This is a genomic window from Lysobacter humi (ex Lee et al. 2017) (assembly GCF_054781815.1).
Genome location: NZ_BAAGTR010000009.1, coordinates 212,600 through 234,596 on the forward strand (window position 1 = coordinate 212,600; position 21,997 = coordinate 234,596).

The following is a 21,997-nucleotide window of genomic DNA, read 5'->3' on the forward strand; positions in this document are numbered from 1 at the left end:
CGGGCTTCCATGCCCGACGCCGCCACACGTTTCACCGGAGCACCCCGATGGCCGTCCAGAAGTCCCGCGTTTCCCCGTCCCGCCGTGGCATGCGCCGCGCCCACGACGCGCTGAGCCCGAAGCAGGTCTCGACCGATCCGACGACGGGCGAGGCGCACCTGCGCCACCACGTCACGGCCGACGGCTACTACCGCGGCAAGAAGGTCATCGACACCAAGACCAAGATCGCCGACGAAGAGTGAGCCTGCGGGCGCCCGGCGCCCGGTAGGCGGGCCGCGCGTGTCGCGGCCCTCGCGGGTCGAACCCGCATGCCACGGATGCGATCCCACGGGTCGCATCCGTTTTCGGTTTCTGCGTCGTGCGCGCGCCGCCCGCACGCACTCCCCATCGTCGAGGCACGACGGATGACCCAAGTTTTCTCGCGCATCGCGGGCACCGGCAGCTACCTGCCGGAGAAGGTGCTCACCAATGCCGATCTCGCGCAGTTCGTCGAGACCAGTGACGAATGGATTGCGACCCGCACCGGCATCCGCGAGCGGCACGTCGCCGCCGAGGGCGAAACCACCTGCGACCTCGCCTTCCATGCCGCCACGCGCGCGATGGAGGCCGCCGGCGTCACCGCCGCCGAGATCGACCTGATCGTGCTCGGCACGACCACGCCCGACATCATCTTCCCGTCGACGGCCTGCCTGCTGCAGAACCGCCTCGGCGCGATCGGCTGCCCGGCGTTCGACGTCAATGCGGCCTGCTCCGGCTTCATCTACGCGCTCACCGTCGCCGACAAGTTCATCCGCTCGGGCGCTGCGAAGACGGCGCTCGTCGTCGGCGCGGAAACGCTGACGCGCATGCTCGACTGGTCGGATCGTGCGACCTGCGTGCTGTTCGGCGACGGTGCCGGCGCGGTGGTGCTCAAGGCCGACACCGAGACGGGGATCCTCAGCACGCACCTGCACGCCGACGGCAGCAAGAAGGAGCTTCTGTTCAACCCGGTCGGCGTCTCCGCGGGCTTCAAGCCGGACGAGAAGAACGCCGGCGTGCGCGTGATGATGACCGGCAACGACGTCTTCAAGTACGCGGTCAAGGCGCTCGACTCCGTCGTCGAGGAAACGCTCGAGGCGAACGGGCTCGATCGCCACGACATCGACTGGCTGATCCCGCACCAGGCCAACCTGCGCATCATCGAGGCGACGGCCAAGCGCCTCGACATGCCGATGGACCGCGTGGTCGTCACCGTCGACCGGCACGGCAACACGTCGTCGGGCTCGGTGCCGCTCGCGCTCGACGAGGCGGTGCGTTCGGGGCGCGTGCAGCGTGGCCAACTGCTGCTGCTCGAGGCGTTTGGCGGCGGCTTCACCTGGGGTAGCGCGCTCGTCCGTTACTGACGGCACCACGTATCGACGCACGGGAGGCGACGTCGCGGCGATGCGGCGTCGCCTTCGTCGTTTACGGCCGCCGGGAAGCGGCGATTCAAGCGGCCGACCTCGAAGCGATCGTCCCGTGACGCCAACGCCATCGATCGGCACGCGTACGGCGGGGTACAGACAGCTGCGGACGATCATCCGTATCATGGCGCGCTCGCACCCACGGGTCCCGCGCGTGACCGATACCCCGACGCAACTTGCGTTCGTCTTTCCCGGCCAGGGCTCGCAGTCCGTGGGCATGCTCGCGGACCTCGCCGCGGCCGAGCCGCTCGTGCAGTCCACGTTCGCCGAAGCGAGCGAAGGCGCCGGCGTCGACCTCTGGGCGATGAGCCAGAACGGTCCCGATACCGACCTCAACACCACCGAATTCACCCAGCCCGCGCTGCTCGCGGCGGGCATCGCCGTCTGGCGCGTCTGGCAGGCGCGCGGCGGCGCGATGCCGACGCAGCTTGGCGGCCATTCGCTCGGCGAGTACAGCGCGCTGGTCGCGGCGGGCGCGCTTTCACTCGCCGATGGCGCGAAGCTCGTGCGCCTGCGCGGCCAGCTCATGCAGGCCGCCGCGCCGAGCGGCACCGGCGCCATGGCGGCGGTCCTCGGTGCCGACGATGCGCTCGTGCTCGAGGTCTGCGAGGCGAGCAGCGGCCGCGAAGTCGTCGTGCCCGCCAACTTCAATTCACCGGGCCAGATCGTGATCGGCGGCCACGCCGACGCGGTGGATCGTGCGCTGACGATGCTCGCGGAGCGCGGCGTGCGCAAGGCCGTGAAGCTCGCCGTGAGCGTGCCCTCGCATACGCCGCTCATGCGCGAAGCCGCCAACCGCCTCGCCGAGGCGATGGGCGAGCTCGCCTGGAGCACGCCGACGTTGCCCGTCGTGCAGAACGTCGACGGCGAGGTCCGCGAGGACACGCAGTCGATCCGCGACGCGCTCGTGCGCCAGCTCTACCTGCCCGTGCAGTGGACGCAGTGCATCGAAGCGCTCGCCGCGCGCGGCGTCAGCCGCATCGCCGAATGCGGCCCGGGCAAGGTGCTCACCGGGCTGGTGAAGCGCATCGACAAGTCGATCGACGTGCGTCCGCTGGGCACGCCCGCCGAACTGGACGCCGCACTGCAGGACTGGAGCCGCGCATGAGCGACACGACGAACACCGCCCCGCTCGCGGGCGAGATCGCGCTGGTGACGGGTGCCACCCGTGGCATCGGCGCCGCCATCGCCGATGAGCTCGCCACGCAGGGCGCGACGGTCATCGGCACCGCGACGAGCGACTCGGGCGCGACCTCCATCGGCGAACGGCTCGCGTCGCGCGGCGGCCACGGGCGCGTGCTCAACGTGACCGAGCCTGGCGCGATCGAAGCGCTGGTCGACGCGGTCACGAAGGAGTTCGGGGGAATCTCGATCCTCGTCAACAATGCCGGCATCACGCGCGACAACCTGCTGATGCGCATGAAGGACGAAGACTGGCAGGCGATCCTCGACACGAACCTCACCAGCGTCTACCGCTCGAGCAAGGCGGTGATGCGCGGCATGATGAAGGCGCGCAAGGGCCGCATCATCAACATCGCGTCCGTGATCGGGGTGACCGGCAATGCGGGGCAGTCGAACTACGCCGCGGCGAAGGCCGGCATCATCGCGTTCTCGAAGTCGCTCGCACGCGAGATCGGCTCGCGCGGCGTAACCGTCAACGTCGTGGCGCCGGGCTTCATCGACACCGACATGACACGCGGCCTGCCCGAGGATGCGAAGAAGGGGATGCTCGACCAGATCGCCCTCGGCCGCCTCGGCGAACCCGCCGACATCGCGCGCGCGGTCGCGTTCCTGGCGGGGCCGTCGGCCGCTTACATCACTGGCGAGACGCTGCACGTCAACGGCGGCATGTACATGCCCTGAGGCGACGGGCGGCGACGCCCAACGACTTTTTCACGCGGGGCCGGCCGCTATACTCCGGCCCGCCGCGATTCATTTAGACTTGTCCATCGAATATCCCGTCCGGGAGGAGTGAGATCCAATGAGCAGCATCGAAGAGCGCGTCAAGAAGATCGTCGTCGAACAGCTGGGCGTCAAGGAAGAGGACGTCACCACCAATGCCTCGTTCGTCGATGACCTGGGCGCCGACTCCCTCGATACCGTCGAGCTGGTGATGGCGCTCGAGGAAGAGTTCGAGTGCGAGATCCCGGACGAGGAAGCCGAGAAGATCACGACCGTGCAGCAGGCGATCGACTACGTGAAGGCTCACGTCAAGTCGTAAGCCGCACCGGTGGACGGATGCCCGTGGCGCATCCGGTCCCCACGCGTCGTCAACGGGGCCGCATTGCGGCCCCGTGTTTTTGAAATCCGTCCATACGCCGCCGCGTCGTCGCATGGACTCTCTGCCGGCGCCGCCGGTATCGAATTCCGAGGTGAAGTTCCATGTCCAAGCGCCGTGTCGTAGTGACGGGTCTGGGTATCGTGTCCCCGCTGGGTAACGACCTGGCGACGACGTGGGACGGCATCGTCAACGGGCGCTCGGGCATCGGTCCGATCACGCACTTCGATGCCACCAATTTCACCACCAAGATCGCGGGCGAGGTGCGCGACTTCGACGTCACCCGGTGGGTGAACCCGAAGGACGCGAAAAAGATGGATCCGTTCATCCATTACGGCGTGGGCGCCTCGCTCATGGCGCTGGAGGATGCGGGCCTCACGATCGACGACACGAATGCCGAACGCGTCGGCGCGCTCCTCGGCTCCGGCATCGGCGGCATCCTCGGCATCGAGGAGCAGTCGGTGAAGTTCCACGAGGGCGGCCCGCGCAAGATCTCGCCGTTCTACGTGCCGAGCACGATCATCAACATGCTGCCGGGGCAGGTCTCGCTGCTGACCGGCATGAAGGGCCCGAACTTCTCCGCGGTGTCCGCCTGCGCCACGTCGAACCATTCGATCGGCATGGCGATGCGCATGATCCAGTACGGCGATGCGGACGTGATGCTCGCCGGCGGCGCGGAGCGTGGCTCCTCGCCCACGTCGGTCGGCGGCTTCTGCTCGATGAAGGCGATGAGCACGCGGAACGACGATCCCACGCGCGCCTCGCGCCCGTGGGACGAGGGCCGCGACGGCTTCGTGCTGGGCGACGGTGCCGGCATCCTCGTGCTCGAGGAATACGAGTACGCGAAGGCCCGCGGTGCGCGCATCTACTGCGAGCTTGCCGGCTTCGGCGCCACGTCCGACGCGTTCCACATGACCGCGCCCAGCGAGGACGGCGAAGGCGCCGCGCGCTGCATGGTCGCCGCGCTCAAGGATGCCGGCGTGTCGGCGGAACAGGTGGGCTACGTCAACGCGCACGGCACCTCGACGCCGCTCGGCGACCTTGCCGAAACGATGGCGATCAAGCGCGCGCTCGGCGACCAGGCCTACCGCACGATGGTCAGCTCCACCAAGTCGATGACCGGCCACCTGCTCGGCGCGGCCGGCGGCGCCGAGGCGATCTTCTCGGTGATGGCGCTGCATGCCGGCATCATTCCGCCGACGATCAACCTCGAAAATCCGTCGGAAGGCTGCGACCTCGACTACGTGCCGAACACGGCGCGCCAGGCGCAGGTGGACGTCGTGGTGTCGAACGGCTTCGGGTTCGGCGGCACCAACGGCACGCTCGTCTTCCGCCGCGTCTGAGCGAAGCGGCGGCGCGGCGGTGACGGCGTCGGGGGCGTCGATGGACGACATCGTCATGCGCGAGATCGCGTCGGCGCCCGACCTGCTCGCGCTGCACCGGCTCGACCCCGCGCGCTACCCCGTCCTGTTCGAATCCAGTGCGCACGGCACGCCGCAGGGCCGCTGGGACCTGCTGCCCCTCGCGGACGGTGCGCGCATCGAATGGCGACGCGACCGGGTGGAGGCGGGCGAAGCGGATTCGCAGGACTTCTTCGCCGCGCTGGACGCGGCCTGGCAGGCCGAGCGTAGCCCTCGCGTCGACGCCGCCGCGCGCCCGCCCTTCGTTGGCGGCTGGGCCGTGTTCCTCGCCTATGAGGCCGCCGCGCAGGTGGAGCGGGTCCTGCGCCTGCCACGCGCGGAGGGCCCACTACCCATCGCCGTCGCGCAGCGCTGCCCGGCGGCGGTGCTGCGCGAGCGCGGGACCGGTCGCACGGTGGCGGTCGCCGAGGCCGACGACGGCGCCTGGATCGAGACGATCGAGCGCGATCTCGCGCACGCCGCGTCGCTCCCGCCGCTGCCGCCATGGCAGGCGCCGCGGGACGTCGCCGAGGACAGGGCGGCGCGCTTCACCCGGAGCGTCGAGCGGGTGCTCGACTACCTCGCGGCGGGCGACGTCTTCCAGGTCAATCTCTCGCGCACCTGGACCGCGCTTTTCGACGCCCCGGCGGACGCCGCGGGACTCTTCGCGCAGCTGCGGCGTGCGAATCCCGCGCCCTTCGCGGGCCTGTTCACCGGGCCTGGCTGGGCCGTGGTGAGCGCCTCCCCCGAACGGCTGGTGAGCGTCAGCGGCGACCTCGTGCAGACCCGCCCGATCGCCGGCACGCGCCCGCGCCTGCCGGGTGATGACGATGCCGACCGCGTGCGCGAACTCGTCGGTCATCCGAAGGAGCGCGCCGAGCATGTGATGCTCATCGATCTGGAACGCAACGACCTCGGGCGCGTCTGCCGCCCGGGCACCGTCGAGGTCGACGAGCTCATGACGGTGGAGAGCTATGCGCACGTGCACCACATCGTGAGCAACGTGCGCGGTCGCCTGCGCGACGACGTGACGCCCGGCGAGGTGCTCCGCGCCGTGTTCCCGGGCGGCACGATCACCGGCTGCCCGAAGGTGCGCTGCATGCAGATCATCGCGGAGCTCGAGGCGACCGGTCGCGGCGCGTACACCGGCGCGATGGGCTGGCTGGGGCGCGATGGCGACATGGACTTCAATATCCTGATCCGCAGCGCCGAGGTGGCGGGCACCGAAGTGCGTTTCCGAGCCGGCGCCGGCATCGTCGCCGACTCCGATCCTGTGCGCGAGCTCGAGGAGACGCGCGCGAAGGCCCGCGGGATGCTGCGTGCGCTGGGCGTCTGACCGGATGCGCGGCGCGTCGTACGCGAGCAGCGGTGCCGCGCGGTGAGCCGTCTCTTCCTCGGCGACTCGCCGCTCGACACGATCCCCTTCGACGACCGCGGGCGCGCCTACGGCGACGGCCTGTTCGAGACGATGCGCGCCGTCGACGGCGACGTTCCCTGGTGGGACGCGCATTGGCGCCGGCTCGCGCACGGCGCCGTGCGGCTGGGCATCGCATTGCCCGATGCCGCGCTGGCACGTCGCACGGCGGTCGACCTGCTCGATGGCGGAGGTGGGGCACTCAAGCTGCTGCTGACGCGCGGCCCGGCGCAGCGCGGTTACGCGCCGTCCGATGCGGCGCCGCTGTGGTCGCTCGCCGTGCACGAGGCACCCGCCGTCGGCGGCACGCTGAGCCTGCGCTGGTGCACGACGCGACTGGCCCCGCAACCCGTGCTCGCCGGGCTGAAGCACTGCAACCGCCTGGAGCAGGTGCTCGCGCGGCGCGAGTGGACGGCCGACGACGACGCCGACGAGGGCCTGCTCTGCGACATCGACGGGCGGGTGGTCTGCGCGGTCGCGGCAAATGTCTTCGTGCTGCACGAGGATCGCTGGCTGACGCCGGTGCTCGACCGCTGCGGCGTGCGCGGTGTCTGCCGGGACTGGGTGCTCGCGGAGGTCGGGGCCTCGGAAGCGGAATTGCGCCCTGACGACATCGAATCGGCCGACGCGGTTTTTCTGTGCAATGCGCTGCGCGGTATCCTCGAAGTCGCCCGCCTCGGCGAACGCAGCTGGACGCCGCATCCGCGGGTCGCCAAGCTCCGCGATCGCCTCGCGGCCGCCCATCCCGCCTTCCGACCGGAGTCGCCGTGAGTCGCCCGCGCAAGCGCCGCCTTGGATGCTTCACCCTCCTGCTGCTGCTGGCGCTCGCCGCCGGGCTCGCGGGCACCTGGTACATGTATGCCGGCTTCGCCGACGCGCCGATGCGGGGCGTCGCGCCGGGCACCAGCATCATGGTCCGCCAGGGCGATTCGCTGCCGGCCGTGGTGCGCAAGCTCGAGGCCGCCGGCATCGGCGGGCATCGACTCGAATGGACGGCGCTCGCGCGCCAGCTCGGCGCGGCCGGGCGCATCCAGGTCGGCGAGTACCGCCTCGAGCCCGGGATGACGCCGCGCCAGCTGCTCGTCGCGATGCGCGACGGCCGGGTCATCCAGCACCGCGTCACCCTCGTGCCGGGCTGGAACATGCGTGAGGTCCGTGCCGCCCTCGCGCGGGCGGAACCTCTGGTACACGACGCGACGAGCCTCGACGACGCGACGCTGATGGCGAAGCTCGGCCATGCCGGGCAGCATCCGGAGGGGCGCTTCCTGCCGGAGACCTACGTCTACACGCGCGGCGACACCGAGCTCGACATCCTCCGGCGTGCGCACGAGTCGATGCAGAAGGCGCTCGACGCCGCATGGCGCTCGCGCAAGCCGGGGCATTTCCTGAAGACGCCGGACGAGATGCTGACGCTCGCGTCGATCGTCGAGAAGGAAACCGGCATCGCCTCGGAGCGCCCCCAGATCGCCGGGCTGTTCCTGCGCCGGCTCGAGATCGGCATGCTCCTGCAGACCGACCCGACGGTGATCTACGGCATGGGCTCGGCGTATGCCGGCAACATCCGCAAGGTCGACCTGCAGACCGACACGCCGTACAACACCTACACGCGCGCCGGCCTGCCGCCCACGCCGATCGCGATGCCGGGCGTGGAAGCGCTGCAGGCGGTCGCGAACCCGGCTCCCGGCGAGGCGCTGTATTTCGTCGCCGTCGGCGATGGCAGCGGTCGCCACCTGTTCGCGAAGACCCTCGCCGAGCATCAGGCGAACGTGCGCAAGTACCTCGTCAACTACCGCGCCGCGCAGGCGGCGCGCCGATGAACGACGCCGCGCCGCGCACCGCACCGCGGCTGGTCACGCTCGAAGGCGGGGAGGGCGCCGGCAAGTCCACCGTGCTCGCCGCCCTGCGCGCCGAGCTCGAGCGCGGCTCGCGCGTGACGTGCACGCGCGAGCCCGGCGGCACGCCGCTCGGCGAGAAGATCCGTGGCCTCCTGCTCGATCCTGCCGCCGACGCGCCCTGCGACCTCGCCGAGTTGTTGCTGATGTTCGCCGCGCGCGCGCAGCTCGTGCGCGACGTCGTGAAACCGGCGCTCGATCGCGGCGACTGGGTGCTCAGCGACCGCTTCACCGACGCGAGCCATGCCTACCAGGGCGGTGGACGGGGCTGCGATCCCGCGCTGATCGACCGCTTGGAGCATGACGTCGTCGGCCTGCGACCGGGACTCACGCTGCTGCTCGACGTGCCGGTCGAGGTCGGCCTCGCGCGGGCGCGCGGTCGCGGCGGTCCCGATCGCATCGAAGCCGAGCAGGACGCGTTTTTCGAGCGGGTGCGCCTGGCCTACCTCGATCGCGCGACCGCGGATCCGGCGCGCTTCGTCGTGCTCGACGCCACGCGCCCCGCGGAGGACGTCGCCACCGCCGCCGTCGACGCACTGCGTCGCTACCGCGAGCGCCTGCCGTGACCGCACCCTGGGAGCGGCGCGCCTACGAAGGCCTCGTCGCCGCGCACTCGGCGGGACGCCTCGGCCATGCGCAGCTCATCCACGGCCCGGCGCGCCTGGGCAAGCGCCGGGTGGCCGAGCGCTTCGCGAACTACCTGCTGTGTGACGCGCCGGGCGGCGTCGATCCGTGCGGCGCCTGCCGCAGCTGCCGGCAGTTCGCGCAGCGGCACCAGCGCGATCCGCAGGAGACGCGCCCGGACGGCAGCCTCGCGCATCCCGACGGGCATCCGGGTCATCCCGATGCGCTGTTCATCGGCTACGTGCTCAACGAGAAGTCGAGCCCGAAGAAGATGCGCAGCGAGATCGTCATCGACCAGATGCGCGAGCTCACGCAGCAGCTACTCATTACCCCGCAGTACGGTCGTGCGCGCGTCGCGCTCGTCGAGCCGGCGGATGCGATCGGCACCGCCGCGGCGAACGCGCTGCTCAAGACGCTCGAGGAGCCGGTGCCGGGCCGCTACCTGCTGCTCGTGACGTCCCAGCCCGCGCGGCTGCCTGCGACGATCCGCAGCCGCTGCCAGCGCGTGGAGTTCCGGCTGCCGCCCGCGGACGAAGCACGCGCCTGGCTCGCCGCGCAGGGCCACGCGGCCGCCGATGCCGACGAAGCGCTCACCGCGTCGCGCGGGCATCCCGGACTCGCGGACGACTGGCTGCGCAACGGCGGGCTGGAGCTGCGGCGCGGAGTGGGACGCGACCTCCAGCGGCTCGCGCGCGGCGAGGCGTCGGTGCAGGAGGTCACGGGCCAATGGGCCGACGTCCAGGCCGCCGAGCGCGTGGCGCACGCCGCCGACCTCGTCGCGCAGAAGGCCGCCGGCTTGACCGACCCGCGCACGGCGCGCAGTCTGGCGGCCTGGTTCGACAAAGCGAACCGCAGCCGCGACCTGCTCCGGACCACCGTCCGGTCCGACCTCGTGCTGATGGAACTGTTGATGGCCTGGCGCGACACCGCGCGTACGGGCCCGGAGACCCGCGAACGATGAGCTCGACCCCCGGTGGCGCACGGCAGGGCATCCTGTCGCTGGCCCTCAAGGACAAGACGCAGCTGTACAACGCGTACATGCCCTTCCTGAAGGGCGGCGGCATCTTCGTGCCCACGCCCAAGCGCTACTCGCTCGGCGACGAGGTCTTCCTGCTGATCACGCTGCCCGAATCGGGCGAGCGCCTGCCGGTGGCCGGAAAGGTCGTCTGGATCACGCCGGTGGGCGCGCAGGGCGGCCACCCCGCCGGCATCGGCGTGCAGTTCCCGGAGTCGGCCGAAGGCGACCAGGTGCGCGGCAAGATCGAGACGGTGCTCGCCGGCCTGCTCGCGGGCGACCGTCCGACGCACACGATGTGATCCCGCCGCGCGCCGCGGTGACGCGTGCGCTCGCCGCGGCCGCATGCGCCGCTGCGCTCGTCGCCGGCTGCGGCCCTGCCGCCGATGCACCTCATTCCCCCGCCGCGACCCGTGCGGGGACCTCTGCGAGGCCGGATGCTCCGGTTGTTGACGCGCCCGCACCGGTTGCGAGCGCGCAGGCTGGCGAGCAGTCGGCGCCTCGTGGCGTCGCGGCACCTGTCGACACGCTCGACGCGGTCGCCCGGCCCGACGACACCTTCGAGACGTTGCTCGCGCGCCACGGCGCGGGCTCGCTCGTTCGGCAGACGCTGCCGGGCGCCGAGGGCGAGACATTCGAGGGCTGGGTGCTGTTCGCCGACGATCCGGCCCGTCGCGTCGAAATCGTCCCCGACGAGGCCGCGCGCCATCCGACCCTGGTCGTCGTCCGCCAGGGTTCGACCCGGCGCCGTGCGGACGGCGTCCGTATCGGCATCGACACCCGCGAGCTGGAGCGTCTCAACGGCCGCCCGTTCGCATTCGCTGGCTTCGACTGGGACTACGGCGGACTCGTGATGGACTGGAAGGGCGGACGCCTCGACCCGGGCCGGTTCGCCGGCCCGGTGCGGCTGTGTCCGCCCGACACGCGTCCCGACGACTACCCGCACGGCGACGGCGAGTTCATGTCGTCGACCCCGGTGGTTCAGCGGCATCCCGCGATCGTCTGCGAGGTCGGCGTCGCCCTCGACGCCGACTGAGCGCGGTCAGCCGCGCAGCGCCGGGTTGTCCCAACCCGGCCGCGGCGAGAATCGGTCGCCATGGCGCGCCTCGAGCTGGCGCAGGCGCTGCAGCAGCATGTCGACGCCGGTCTCGCGGATGTACTGGATCGGGCCGCCGCGGAAGGGCGCGAAGCCGGTGCCGAAGATCACGCCGGCATCGAGCAGGTCCGCATCCTCGACGACCCCGTCGTGCAGGCAGGCGACCGCCTCGTTGAGCAGCGGGAGGACCAGGCGATCCTCGAGGTCGTCCGGCGGCTTGTAGCCGTCCGGCACCTGCGGCTTCACCGGCCTGCCGTTCTCCCACTTGTACAGGCCCTGGCGGTCCTTCTTGCCGCGACGCCCGGCCTCGGGCGGCACCGCGAGCGCGGCCGGGATGGGCAGGCCGAGGAAGGGCGCGAGCTCCGCGCCGACGCCTGCGGCGACGTCGAGGCCCACCGTGTCGACGAGCTCGATCGGCCCCATCGGCATTCCGAACTTCACCGCGGCCTTGTCGATGACGGCCCCCGGGATGCCCTCGGCATAGGCCGTCGCCGCCTCGAGCATGTAGGGGAACAGCACGCGGTTGACGAGGAAGCCCGGCGTGCCCGCGACCGGTACGGGGAACTTGTCGATCGCGCGGCAGAAGCCCGCGAGGCGCTGCTCGGTGATCGGGTCCATGCCGTCGTGGCGGATGATCTCCACCAGCGGCATCAGTGCGACCGGGTTGAAGTAGTGCAGGCCGGCGAACTGCGCGGGGCGCGCCAGGCCTTCGCGCAGCTGGTCGAGCTTGATCGACGAGGTGTTCGTCGTCAGCAGCGCATCGGGCTTCAGGCGCGGCTCGACGTCGGCATACAGCGCACGCTTGGCGTCAGGCCGCTCGACGATCGCCTCGATCACGAGGTCGGCATCGGCGACACCCGCGCCCGCGACGTCGCCGCGCAGGCGCGCCGCGACTGCGGGCCGCTTGCTTTCGTCCTTGACGCGCTTGGCGAACAGCTCGCCCGCGCGCTCGAGCGCGGCGTCGACGAAGCGCTGCTCACGGTCGGCGAGCGTGACCTCGAAGCCCTTGTAGGCCGACCACGCCGCGATGTCGCCGCCCATGACGCCGGCGCCGACGACGTGTACGCGCTGGATGCCATGCGCCTTCGTGCCCTGGCCCTTGAGCCGCTCCTGCAGGAAGAACACGCGAATGAGGTTGCGCGCGGTCGGCGTCGCGGAAAGCTTCACCACGGCGCGGCGCTCGCTCTCGAGCTGCGCCTGCGTCGTCGCGCCGCCGCGCTTCCAGCTGTCGATCAATGCGTACGGTGCCGGGTAGTGCTCGCGACGCGCCTTGCGCGCGACCTGCTTGGCGAGCTGCGGGGCGAGCGCTTGCCGCGCGGCCCAGCTGTTCGTGGCCCAGCCGAGCAGCTTCTGCTTGAACGGGCGCTCCGCGCCGCGCAGCGCGAGCTTCGCGGCCGCATCGAGCAGGTTCGCGTGTTCGACCACCCGATCGACGAGCCCCATGCCCTTCGCCGCGCGTCCCGTGACCGAGCGCCCGGTGAGCATCAGGTCGAACGCCGCCGGGGCGCCGATCAGGCGCGGCAGGCGCACGCTCCCGCCCCAACCCGGAAAGATGCCCAGCTTGACCTCGGGCAGGCCGATCCGCGTGGACGGATCGTCGGACGCCACGCGGTACCGGCATGCGAGTGCGAGTTCCGTGCCACCGCCCATGCAGAAGCCGTGGATCGCCGCCACCGTTCCGAAGGGCAGCTCCGCGATGCGCTGGAAGACCTGCTGGCCCCGACGGATCGCGTCGCCCACCGTGCCGCGCTGGTCGAAGACCTGGAATTCCCTGATGTCCGCGCCGGCGATGAAGCCGCTCTCCTTCGCCGAGCAGATCACGAGCCCGCGCGGCGGTTCCAGGCGCAGGCGCTCGAGCACGCCGTCGAGTTCGATCAGCACGTCCTGCGAGAACGTGTTGACCGCGGCGCCCTCGCGGTCGAAGCCGAGCACCACGACGCCGTCGTCGCGGGTCTGCGCCTGCCAGTGGCGCATCGGGAGCCCGTCGAAGCGGGGGTCGTTCGACCTGCGGTCCATTTTCACCATCCGTCTACGTATGGAGCGACCGGCTATCATCCGGAGTTCGTTTCATCCACGTCAAATAGCGATCGCGACGTCCACGGGGCGTCGACCCCGCACCGGCCACGCGCCGGTGAACTTTTTCGCGATCCCGTTGTCCCAAGCCTCGGCCACGCCGAGCTGACAGGAGTGCCGGCCCGGTATGGCCGAAGAGGAAGGGTCTGCAATGGAACCCGTCCCGGGACGCGATGCGTCCCTGGATCGGGAACTGGTCGAGCGCGTGCAGCGCGGCGACAGCTCCGCCTTCGATGCCCTGGTGCGCAAGTACCAGCATCGGGTGATCGGGCTCGTCGGGCGCTACGTGCACGACTGGAGCGAATGCCAGGACGTCGCCCAGGAGGTGTTCATGCGTGCCTACCGCGCGCTGGGCAACTTCCGGGGCGACGCCCAGTTCTCCACCTGGTTGCACCGGATCGCCGTGAACACCGCCAAGAACCATCTCGTCGCCCAGCACCGAAGGCCGCCCACCGACGACATCGACGTCATGGACGCCGAGCAGTTCGACATGTCGCTGCGCCTGCGCGACACGGACACGCCCGAGCACGAGCTCCTGCGCCAGGAGGTCGAGACCACGGTGATGACGGCGGTGAATCGCCTGCCCGAGGAGCTGCGCGTGGCGATCACGCTGCGCGAGGTCGAGGGGCTGAGCTACGACGAGATCGCGGAGCGGATGGGCTGCCCGATCGGCACCGTGCGATCACGCATCTTCCGCGCGCGCGATGCGATCGACGCGCTTCTGAAACCCCTGCTCGATACCGACGGCATCCGGGAGCGACAGTGATGAATTCGCATGACACCCCCAGGCACGACGACGAGACCCTGAGCGCGCTGTTCGACGGCGAGCTCGGCGGCGAGGCGCGCCTGTTCGCGATGCGCCGGCTCGCGCACGATTCCGAGTGGCAAGGCACGACGGGGCGCTGGCAGCTCATCGGCGACGCGCTGCGCCGGCGGGCGCCGATCGCGGCGCCGGCCGATTTCGCCGGGCGTGTACGGGCCGCGGTGGCGGCCGACGTCGCTGCGATCGCGCAAACGCCCGCAGCCTCGATCGCGCGCCGCGATCGGCCCACGCGCTCGCGTCGGATCTACGGCTGGGCCGGCGGCGCGCTGGCCGCATCGATCGCACTGGCCGCGGTGATCGGGCTGCGTCCGGGCGAGACGCCCGATCGACAGCCTGCCGTCGCCGCCGCGCCGACGACCCCCGGCATGCGAGCGCCCGTGGCGACGGCCGTCCCGCCGTCGCCTGCGATCCCGCGCGCGTCCATTGCAGCGTCCGATGACGCGTCGTCGTCGCCGGTCGAGGTCGACACCGCGGCGGCGGAACGCGCCTCTCCGCGCCGCTCGATCGCCGCGCGCCCGGCACGTACGGTCGTCGCGTCAGCCCGTGACCGCAGTGCGCCCACCGCGCCTGTCGCATCGACCGCCGCGGTGCTGGTCGCGGATGCCTCGAACCCGTTCCGCCTGCAGCCGGCCGACAGCATCGATGCGCAGCCGTGGCCACGTGCCTCCCTCACGGGTGCGACGGCCGGCGGCTTCACCGCGCGCTACGGAAACGGCCGCCAGAGTGCCGACGACGCGCCTTCGTTCTATCCGTTCGAGCCGCGCCTCGAGAGCGGCGCGGACGCCGGGGCGTCGCCGACGCCTTGAGCCACGGGCTGCAGCGCCCACATCCCCCTTCCAGACACCGCCCGAGGCCGATTCGATGAACCGACCCCTCCGCATGCTCACCCTCGTCGGCGCGATCGCGCTGGCGCTGCCCACCGCCTGCACGGCGGAGCCGCAGCAGCGCGCCGATGCACCGCTGCCGGTGCCGTCCACCGCGCCGCCGGCCGCGCAGATGGTGACGGGGTTGCCGGACTTCACCAACCTCGTGCAGCAGGTCGGCCCGGCGGTGGTGAACATCAGCGCCGAAGTGCGCGGGCGCAGCACGGCGCGTGCCCAGTTGCCCGACGACGAGCGCATCCCCGAATTCTTCCGACGCTTCTTCGGCGACGAGATGCCGTTCCCCGGTGGCCCCGAAGGCGGACCCGGCGGCGGCCCACGCGGCGTCTCGCAGGGCACGGGCTTCCTGATCTCGGACGACGGCTACCTGCTGACGAACCATCACGTCATCGATGGCGCGGACCGCGTGACCGTGCGCCTGTCGGATCGTCGCGAATTCCAGGCGAAGGTGGTCGGCAGCGACGAGCAGTCCGACGTCGCGCTGCTGAAGATCGAAGGCCGCGGCCTGCCCGCGCTGCGTACTGCGACCCAGTCGGTCAAGGCAGGCCAGTGGGTCGTGGCGATCGGCTCGCCGTTCGGGCTCGAGAGCTCCGTCACCGCCGGCATCGTCAGCGCCGTCGGCCGCGCGAATCCGTACGCGAACCAGCAGTACGTGCCCTTCATCCAGACCGACGTCGCGATCAATCGCGGCAATTCGGGTGGCCCGCTGCTCAACACGCGCGGCGAAGTGGTCGGCATCAATTCGCAGATCTTCTCGAACTCGGGCGGCTACATGGGCGTGAGCTTCGCGATCCCGATCGACCTCGCGGTCTCGGTGGTCAACCAGCTCAAGACGACCGGGCGCGTGCAGCGCGGGCAGTTGGGCGTGCAGGTGCAGGCGCTCACCGCGGAGACCGCGCGCGGCTTCGGTCTGCCGGACGCGAACGGCGCGCTGGTCACCGACGTGGCGCAGGGCAGCGCCGCCGCGCGCGCGGGCCTGCAACGCGGCGACGTGATCCGCGCGGTGAACGGGCGTGCCGTCAATGTCTCGAGCGACCTGCCGCCGCTGATCGGCGCGCTGACGCCCGGCACGCGCGCGCAGCTCACCGTGGTGCGCGACGGTCGAACCGTGCAGGTGCCGGTGGTGCTGGACGAGCTGGCGGTGCAGGGCGGCGGCGCGGGCGGCACGCCGCGCGAGCCTGCCGATGCGCCGGCCGCGGCCACGGGCCCTGCAGCGCTCGGCCTCGCGGTGCAGGAGGTCGGCGCGGCCGATCGCCAGCGCCTCGGCCTGCGGGCCGGCGAGGGCGTGCGGATCGCGCGCGTGGACGGCAACGGGGCCCGGGATGCCGGACTCCAGCCGGGTGACGTCGTGCTCCAGGTCGGCCGCACGGCGGTCGACTCCCCGGCCGCGTTCGCGCGCGCCGTCGCCGCGGTGCCGCGCGGGCAGAGCGTGATGCTGCTGGTGCGCCGCGCCAACGGCACGCAGTTCGTCGCCGTCGAGCGCGACTGAGCCCTTCAGGCGGCCGCGGACACCGCGGCCGCCGGGATGGTCCGGGGCCTATGCGATAATCCCGGGTTATTTCGCCTGGCCCCGCCGTCCCGATGCAGCAGATCCGCAACTTTTCCATCATCGCCCACGTCGACCACGGCAAGTCGACGCTGGCCGACCGCATCATCCAGATCTGCGGCGGGCTGGAGGCGCGCGAGATGGAAGCGCAGGTGCTCGACAGCAACCCGATCGAGCGCGAGCGCGGCATCACCATCAAGGCGCAGTCCGTCTCCCTGCCGTACAAGGCGAAGGACGGGCAGACCTACTTCCTGAACTTCATCGACACCCCAGGGCACGTCGACTTCAGCTACGAGGTCTCGCGCTCGCTCGCCGCCTGCGAAGGCGCGCTGCTGGTCGTGGACGCGGCGCAGGGCGTCGAGGCCCAGTCCGTTGCCAACTGCTACACGGCGGTCGAGCAGGGCCTGGAAGTCGTGCCGGTGCTCAACAAGATCGACCTGCCGACGGCCGACATCGAGCGCGCGAAATCCGAGATCGAGGCGGTGATCGGCATCGACGCGGAGGACGCGGTCGCGATCAGTGCCAAGACCGGCCTCAACGTGATCGACGTGCTCGAGGCGATCGTGCACCGCATCCCGCCGCCCAAGCAGCGCGACACCGATCGCCTGCAGGCGCTGATCATCGACTCGTGGTTCGACAATTACCTTGGCGTGGTCTCGCTCGTGCGTGTCATGCAGGGCGAGATCAAGCCCGGCGACAAGCTGCTCGTGATGTCGACGGGCCGCGCGCACCAGGTCGAAGGCGTGGGCGTGTTCACGCCGAAGCGCAAGCCGCTCGACGCGCTGCGCGCCGGCGAGGTGGGCTGGATCACGGCGTCGATCAAGGACGTGCACGGCGCGCCGGTCGGCGACACGCTGACGCACGCCGCGAACCCCGCGCCCGGCCCGCTGCCGGGTTTCCAGGAGATGCAGCCGCGCGTTTTCGCCGGCCTGTTCCCGGTCGATGCGGAGGACTACCCGGACCTGCGCGAGGCGCTCGAGAAGCTGCGCCTGAATGATGCCGCGCTGCGCTTCGAGCCCGAGAGCTCGGAGGCGATGGGCTTTGGTTTCCGGTGCGGGTTCCTGGGCATGCTCCACATGGAGATCGTGCAGGAGCGGCTGGAGCGCGAGTACGACCTCAACCTCATCAGTACCGCGCCGACGGTGATCTACGAGGTGCTCAAGACCGACGGCTCCGTCATCCCCATGGACAACCCGGCCAAGCTCCCGCCGGTGAACATGGTCGAGGAGATCCGCGAGCCCATCATCCGCGCGAACATCCTCACGCCGCCCGACTACGTCGGCAACGTGATCAAGCTCTGCGAGGAAAAGCGCGGCGTGCAGATCGGCATCACCTACATGGGCCAGCAGGTGCAGATCAGCTACGAGCTGCCGATGGCCGAGGTGGTGCTCGACTTCTTCGACAAGCTCAAGTCCGTCTCGCGCGGCTATGCCTCGCTCGACTACCACTTCCTGCATTTCCAGGCCGGCCCGTTCGTGCGCGTCGATACGCTCATCAACGGCGACAAGGTCGATGCGCTCTCGATCATCACGCACCGCAGCCATGCCGACCGCCGCGGGCGCGACCTGACCGAGAAGATGAAGGAGCTGATCCCGCGCCAGATGTTCGACGTCGCGATCCAGGCAGCGATCGGCTCGCAGGTCATCGCGCGCACGACCGTCAAGGCGATGCGCAAGAACGTGCTCGCCAAGTGCTACGGCGGCGACATCTCGCGCAAGAAGAAGCTCCTCGAGAAACAGAAGGAAGGCAAGAAGCGCATGAAGCAGGTCGGGCGCGTCGAGATCCCGCAGGAGGCCTTCCTCGCCGTGCTCAAGGTCGACCAGTAAGCTCACGACCGATATCCGCCGCGACCACCCCACCGTCTAGCGACACCGCCCCGAGGAACACGAATGCGCTGGTTCGAAATCGCCCTGGTCGTGCTGACCCTGCTGACCGGCCTCGTCTGGCTCGCCGACCGGCTGTTCCTGGCCAAGCGCCGCGCTGCGCGGGACGGCCTGCTCGAGGACGGCGAGGAGCCGATCCTCGTCGACTACTCGCGCTCGTTCTTCCCGGTGCTCGCGATCGTGCTGATCCTGCGCAGCTTCGTGGCCGAGCCGTTCCGCATCCCCTCGAACTCGATGATGCCCACGCTGCTGACCGGCGACTTCATCCTCGTCAACAAGTTCAGCTACGGGCTGCGCCTGCCGGTGACGAACCGGAAGGTGGTGGCCCTCGGCGCGCCGCAGCGTGGCGACGTCGTCGTCTTCCGGCCGCCGAACCATCCCGAGCAGGACTGGATCAAGCGGATCATCGGCCTGCCGGGCGACACCATCGCGTATCGAGACGACAGGGTCTTCGTGAACGGCCAGCCGCTCGACTACCGCTCGGTGGGCGTTTACCGGGGCGTCGCCAACGGTGCCGAGATGACCGGCGCCGAAGAACTGGAAGAACTGCTGCCCGGCCGCACGCACCGGATTCTGGAGCGCACCGACCGCCCCCAGGAGCTCGGCGGCCGGGAGGGCGAGTGGACCGTCCCGCCGGGGCACTATTTCGTGATGGGCGACAATCGCGACAACAGCGAGGACAGCCGATACTGGAACTTCCTGCCGGAGGCGAACCTGCGCGGCAAGGCGTTCCTGGTGTGGCTGAATTGCGAAGGCCTGCTCTGCAAGGAGGCGTTCGACACCTCCCGCATCGGCAACGGCATCCAGTGATAGTGTTGGGCGGGGAGCCCGGGGAGATGGGGAATGATGCGTAATCAGCGTGGTATGACCCTCACGAGTTTCGTGGTGGTGCTCGCGGTCGTCGGCTTCTTCATCTATGTCGGCATGAAGCTGGTTCCGATGTACTTGGAGTACTTCTCCGTGAAGAAGGCACTCGAAAGCATGGCAGCGGACACGGATCTCGCGACCAGTGATGCAGCCTTTGTGCGCGACCGCTTCTTCAAGCGCATGGATATCAGTTATGTCGAGAGCATCAAGCCCGAGCACGTCAAGCTCGTGCGGCGCGATGCGGGCTGGATGATGACCGTCGATTACGAGGTCCGTAAGCCGCTGATCGCGAACCTCGACGTCGTAGGCCACTTCAAGGCCGAAAAGGAACTCAAGCGGATCGGTGACTGACCCGATCCGCCACCGCTTCGCAGAGCCCTCGCTGCTCGCGCAGGCGCTGCGCCATCGCAGCGCCGGCGCGCCGCACAACGAGCGTCTGGAGTTCCTCGGCGACGCCCTGGTCAACCTGGTGGTCGCCGAGGCGCTCTACCGCCGCTGGCCGAAGGTCGACGAGGGCGCCCTGACACGCGCCCGCGCGGAGCTCGTGCGTGAGTCCTCCCTCGCCACCATCGGGCGGACGCTCGAGCTCGGCACGCGCCTCACGCTGGGGCCGGGCGAGATGAAGTCGGGCGGGCATCGCCGCGATTCCATCCTCGCCGACGCGGTCGAGGCGGTCGTCGCGGCGATCTATCTCGATGCCGGGTTCGAAGCCTGTCGCGATGCCGTGCTGCCCTGGTTCGAGCCCGCGATGGCGGCACTGCCGCCGCCCGACAAGGTCGGCAAGGACGCCAAGACCCGCCTGCAGGAATGGCTGCAGGGCCGGCAGAGGCCCCTGCCGGTCTATGCGCTCGTCTCCGAGGACGGCGAGGAGCACGCCCGCACCTTCCGGGTGACATGCACCCTCGCGCAGCCGCCGCTGGTGACCGAGGGCATCGGCACGTCGCGCCGTGCGGCGGAGCAGGTCGCCGCCGAGGCAGCGCTGGCGGGCCTCGCGGCGCCGCGCTGACGGGATCGCGTCACCGGCGCCGTACAATCGCGGGATGACCGCTCCCCATCGCGCCGGACACGTCGCCGTCCTCGGGCGTCCCAACGTCGGCAAGTCCACGCTCGTCAACGCGCTCGTCGGCGCGAAGATCAGCATCACCTCCAACCGGCCGCAGACCACGCGGCATCGGCTGCTCGGCATCGCCACGTTCGAGGCGGGCCAGTTGATCCTCGTCGACACGCCGGGCATCCACCGCGAGCAGCGGCGCGCGATGAACCGGCTGATGAACCGGGCGGCGCGGGGTGCGCTCGAGGGCGTCGACGCCGCGGTGCTGGTGGTGCAGGCCGGCCGCTGGGACGACGAGGACGGGCTGGCCTACGAGACGCTGAAGGCCGCGGGCCTGCCGGTGGTGCTCGTGGTCAACCAGGTCGACCGGCTGAAGGACAAGACCGCGCTGCTGCCGTACCTCGCCAAGGTCTCCGCGGGCCGCGACTTCGCAGGCGTGCACCCGGTGTCGGCGCTCAAGAAGATCGGGCTCGACGACCTGGTACGTACGGTGCTCGCGCTCGTACCCGAGCAGGACGCGCTCTTCGGCGAGGACGAGATCACCGACAAGAGCCAGCGCTTCCTCGCCGGTGAGATGGTGCGCGAGCAGCTCATGCGGCAGCTCGGCGAGGAATTGCCGTACGCGACGACGGTCGAGATCGAGCGTTTCGTCGTCGACGGCGCACTGCTGCGCATCGGCGCGGTGATCTGGGTGGAACGGCAGGGCCAGAAGGCAATCGTGATCGGCAAGGGCGGCGAGCGCCTGCGCGAGATCGGCTCGCGCGCACGCCAGCAGATGGAGAAGCTCTTCGACGCGAAGGTGTTCCTCGAGACGTGGGTGCGCGTGCGCGAGGGCTGGTCCGACGACGAAGCCGCGCTGAAGGCGTTCGGTTACACGGACTGACCACGGCGATCACGCCGCCGCGCGCCGGATGCGGTAATACGGCGCCGACACCCGCCGGCTCCGGAGGCCCATGCGCTACGTCGCCGAGAACGCATTCGTCCTGCACACGCGGCCCTGGCGCGAGACGAGCCTGCTCGTCGAGCTCCTGACGGCGCAGCACGGCCGCGTCGGCCTGCTTGCGCGCGGCGTGCTGGGCCCGCGTCGGCACGTGCTGCGCGCTGCGCTCCAGCCCCTGCAATGGATCCGGTTCGACGCGGTGCAGCGCGGCGAGCTCGCGCGGCTCACCGCCGCCGAGGCGGTCGACGCCGCGCCGCGCCTTCCGGGCGAGGCGGCACTGGCGGCGTTCTACCTCAACGAGCTCACGCTCCGCCTCGCGCCGCGCCACGATCCGCAGCCCGATCTGTTCGCCGCCTATGCGCGTGCCCGCGAGCGTCTGCGTGCGGGCGACGGCCTCGCCTGGACCCTGCGTCGCTACGAGCGCGACCTGCTGCAGGCGCTCGGTCTCGGCTTCGACTGGTCGCTCGACGCCGACGGCCAGCCGATCGACCCGGCGGCCCGCTATCGGCTCGATCCCGACTACGGCCCGCGACGCCTGCTGTCGGACCGCGGCCATGCCGACCGCAGCGACGCACCGAGCGGCCGCGCGCTGCTCGCCCTGGTCGGCGACGAGGCGCCGCCGACGCCGGATCTCGCCGCGCTCCGTCGCGCGATGCGTCGCGTCCTCCAGCACCACCTGGGGCCGCGCGGGCTCGCATCGTGGCAGATGCTCGGCGAGCTGGCGCGGCTGGCGCCAGCGTCGTCGACGGGGGATGGGAATTGAGGCGCGTGC

Annotated in this window: 23 protein-coding genes; 22 read left to right on the plus strand and 1 reads right to left on the minus strand. The window is 70.7% G+C overall.

The window, feature by feature from the left end:
- Positions 1-47: 47 nt before the first annotated feature.
- The 13 genes from rpmF (at position 48) to ACYVJJ_RS07965 (ending at position 11,101) form a co-directional block, all read left to right on the plus strand.
- On the plus strand, positions 48-242 hold the full coding sequence (rpmF, locus tag ACYVJJ_RS07905; RefSeq protein ID WP_460832514.1) for a 50S ribosomal protein L32: 195 nt from the start codon (positions 48-50) through the stop codon (positions 240-242).
- Positions 243-404: 162 nt separating this feature from the next.
- Complete coding sequence (locus ACYVJJ_RS07910; RefSeq protein ID WP_460832515.1) at positions 405-1,382, plus strand: beta-ketoacyl-ACP synthase III; 978 nt, start codon at positions 405-407, stop codon at positions 1,380-1,382.
- A gap of 184 nt (positions 1,383-1,566) precedes the next feature.
- Entirely contained in the window at positions 1,567-2,550 is a 984-nt protein-coding gene (fabD, locus tag ACYVJJ_RS07915; protein ID WP_460832516.1) for an ACP S-malonyltransferase, read from the plus strand.
- Positions 2,547-3,305, plus strand: coding sequence for a 3-oxoacyl-ACP reductase FabG (gene fabG / locus ACYVJJ_RS07920; protein WP_460832518.1), 759 nt, complete (start codon positions 2,547-2,549; stop codon positions 3,303-3,305). Before fabD ends, fabG begins: the two co-directional genes overlap by 4 nt.
- A 118-nt stretch (positions 3,306-3,423) precedes the next feature.
- A complete protein-coding gene (acpP, locus tag ACYVJJ_RS07925) occupies positions 3,424-3,663 on the plus strand; it encodes an acyl carrier protein (protein WP_132331029.1) in 240 nt (79 codons plus the stop codon).
- 161 nt (positions 3,664-3,824) lie between these two features.
- Positions 3,825-5,063 (plus strand): beta-ketoacyl-ACP synthase II, encoded by a 1,239-nt coding sequence (gene fabF, locus ACYVJJ_RS07930; protein WP_460832519.1) that lies wholly within the window; start codon positions 3,825-3,827, stop codon positions 5,061-5,063.
- A 55-nt stretch (positions 5,064-5,118) separates the two neighbouring features.
- The gene (locus tag ACYVJJ_RS07935; RefSeq protein ID WP_460833344.1) at positions 5,119-6,456 is read left to right on the plus strand and encodes an aminodeoxychorismate synthase component I; all 1,338 of its coding nucleotides are present in this window, start codon (positions 5,119-5,121) and stop codon (positions 6,454-6,456) included.
- Between the two features lie 42 nt (positions 6,457-6,498).
- Positions 6,499-7,305 carry an aminodeoxychorismate lyase gene (gene pabC, locus ACYVJJ_RS07940; protein ID WP_460832521.1) on the plus strand — a complete coding sequence of 269 codons (807 nt, stop codon included), beginning with the start codon at positions 6,499-6,501 and terminating at the stop codon, positions 7,303-7,305.
- The gene (gene mltG, locus ACYVJJ_RS07945; protein ID WP_460832522.1) at positions 7,302-8,351 is read left to right on the plus strand and encodes an endolytic transglycosylase MltG; all 1,050 of its coding nucleotides are present in this window, start codon (positions 7,302-7,304) and stop codon (positions 8,349-8,351) included. Before pabC ends, mltG begins: the two co-directional genes overlap by 4 nt.
- Positions 8,348-8,992, plus strand: coding sequence for a dTMP kinase (tmk, locus tag ACYVJJ_RS07950; RefSeq protein ID WP_460832524.1), 645 nt, complete (start codon positions 8,348-8,350; stop codon positions 8,990-8,992). The genes mltG and tmk overlap by 4 nt, the downstream gene beginning before the upstream one ends.
- On the plus strand, positions 8,989-10,011 hold the full coding sequence (locus ACYVJJ_RS07955; RefSeq protein ID WP_460832526.1) for a DNA polymerase III subunit delta': 1,023 nt from the start codon (positions 8,989-8,991) through the stop codon (positions 10,009-10,011). Before tmk ends, ACYVJJ_RS07955 begins: the two co-directional genes overlap by 4 nt.
- Positions 10,008-10,367 (plus strand): PilZ domain-containing protein, encoded by a 360-nt coding sequence (locus ACYVJJ_RS07960; RefSeq protein ID WP_460832528.1) that lies wholly within the window; start codon positions 10,008-10,010, stop codon positions 10,365-10,367. Before ACYVJJ_RS07955 ends, ACYVJJ_RS07960 begins: the two co-directional genes overlap by 4 nt.
- Positions 10,364-11,101 carry a hypothetical protein gene (locus ACYVJJ_RS07965; RefSeq protein WP_460832530.1) on the plus strand — a complete coding sequence of 246 codons (738 nt, stop codon included), beginning with the start codon at positions 10,364-10,366 and terminating at the stop codon, positions 11,099-11,101. The genes ACYVJJ_RS07960 and ACYVJJ_RS07965 overlap by 4 nt, the downstream gene beginning before the upstream one ends.
- 6 nt (positions 11,102-11,107) lie before the next feature.
- Here the strand turns inward: ACYVJJ_RS07965 and ACYVJJ_RS07970 are convergent, their stop codons facing one another.
- Entirely contained in the window at positions 11,108-13,177 is a 2,070-nt protein-coding gene (locus ACYVJJ_RS07970) for a 3-hydroxyacyl-CoA dehydrogenase NAD-binding domain-containing protein (protein ID WP_460832531.1), read from the minus strand.
- A gap of 208 nt (positions 13,178-13,385) precedes the next feature.
- Here ACYVJJ_RS07970 and rpoE point away from each other — a divergent pair, with 208 nt between their 5' ends.
- The 9 genes from rpoE to recO all read left to right on the plus strand — a co-directional run bounded on the left by rpoE (position 13,386) and on the right by recO (position 21,988).
- Positions 13,386-14,000 (plus strand): RNA polymerase sigma factor RpoE, encoded by a 615-nt coding sequence (gene rpoE, locus ACYVJJ_RS07975; protein WP_460832533.1) that lies wholly within the window; start codon positions 13,386-13,388, stop codon positions 13,998-14,000.
- Positions 14,000-14,863 (plus strand): sigma-E factor negative regulatory protein, encoded by an 864-nt coding sequence (locus tag ACYVJJ_RS07980; RefSeq protein ID WP_460832535.1) that lies wholly within the window; start codon positions 14,000-14,002, stop codon positions 14,861-14,863. The genes rpoE and ACYVJJ_RS07980 overlap by 1 nt, the downstream gene beginning before the upstream one ends.
- Before the next feature lie 55 nt (positions 14,864-14,918).
- Entirely contained in the window at positions 14,919-16,427 is a 1,509-nt protein-coding gene (locus ACYVJJ_RS07985; RefSeq protein ID WP_460832536.1) for a Do family serine endopeptidase, read from the plus strand.
- A gap of 92 nt (positions 16,428-16,519) precedes the next feature.
- Positions 16,520-18,310 (plus strand): translation elongation factor 4, encoded by a 1,791-nt coding sequence (lepA, locus tag ACYVJJ_RS07990; RefSeq protein WP_460832538.1) that lies wholly within the window; start codon positions 16,520-16,522, stop codon positions 18,308-18,310.
- 63 nt (positions 18,311-18,373) lie between these two features.
- Complete coding sequence (gene lepB / locus ACYVJJ_RS07995) at positions 18,374-19,177, plus strand: signal peptidase I (RefSeq protein ID WP_460832539.1); 804 nt, start codon at positions 18,374-18,376, stop codon at positions 19,175-19,177.
- Positions 19,178-19,210: 33 nt separating this feature from the next.
- Positions 19,211-19,585 (plus strand): DUF4845 domain-containing protein, encoded by a 375-nt coding sequence (locus tag ACYVJJ_RS08000; protein WP_460832540.1) that lies wholly within the window; start codon positions 19,211-19,213, stop codon positions 19,583-19,585.
- Positions 19,578-20,240 (plus strand): ribonuclease III, encoded by a 663-nt coding sequence (gene rnc, locus ACYVJJ_RS08005; RefSeq protein WP_460832541.1) that lies wholly within the window; start codon positions 19,578-19,580, stop codon positions 20,238-20,240. Before ACYVJJ_RS08000 ends, rnc begins: the two co-directional genes overlap by 8 nt.
- A 34-nt stretch (positions 20,241-20,274) precedes the next feature.
- Entirely contained in the window at positions 20,275-21,168 is an 894-nt protein-coding gene (gene era / locus ACYVJJ_RS08010; RefSeq protein ID WP_460832543.1) for a GTPase Era, read from the plus strand.
- Between the two features lie 70 nt (positions 21,169-21,238).
- Complete coding sequence (gene recO, locus ACYVJJ_RS08015) at positions 21,239-21,988, plus strand: DNA repair protein RecO (protein WP_460832544.1); 750 nt, start codon at positions 21,239-21,241, stop codon at positions 21,986-21,988.
- Positions 21,989-21,997 lie beyond the last annotated feature (9 nt).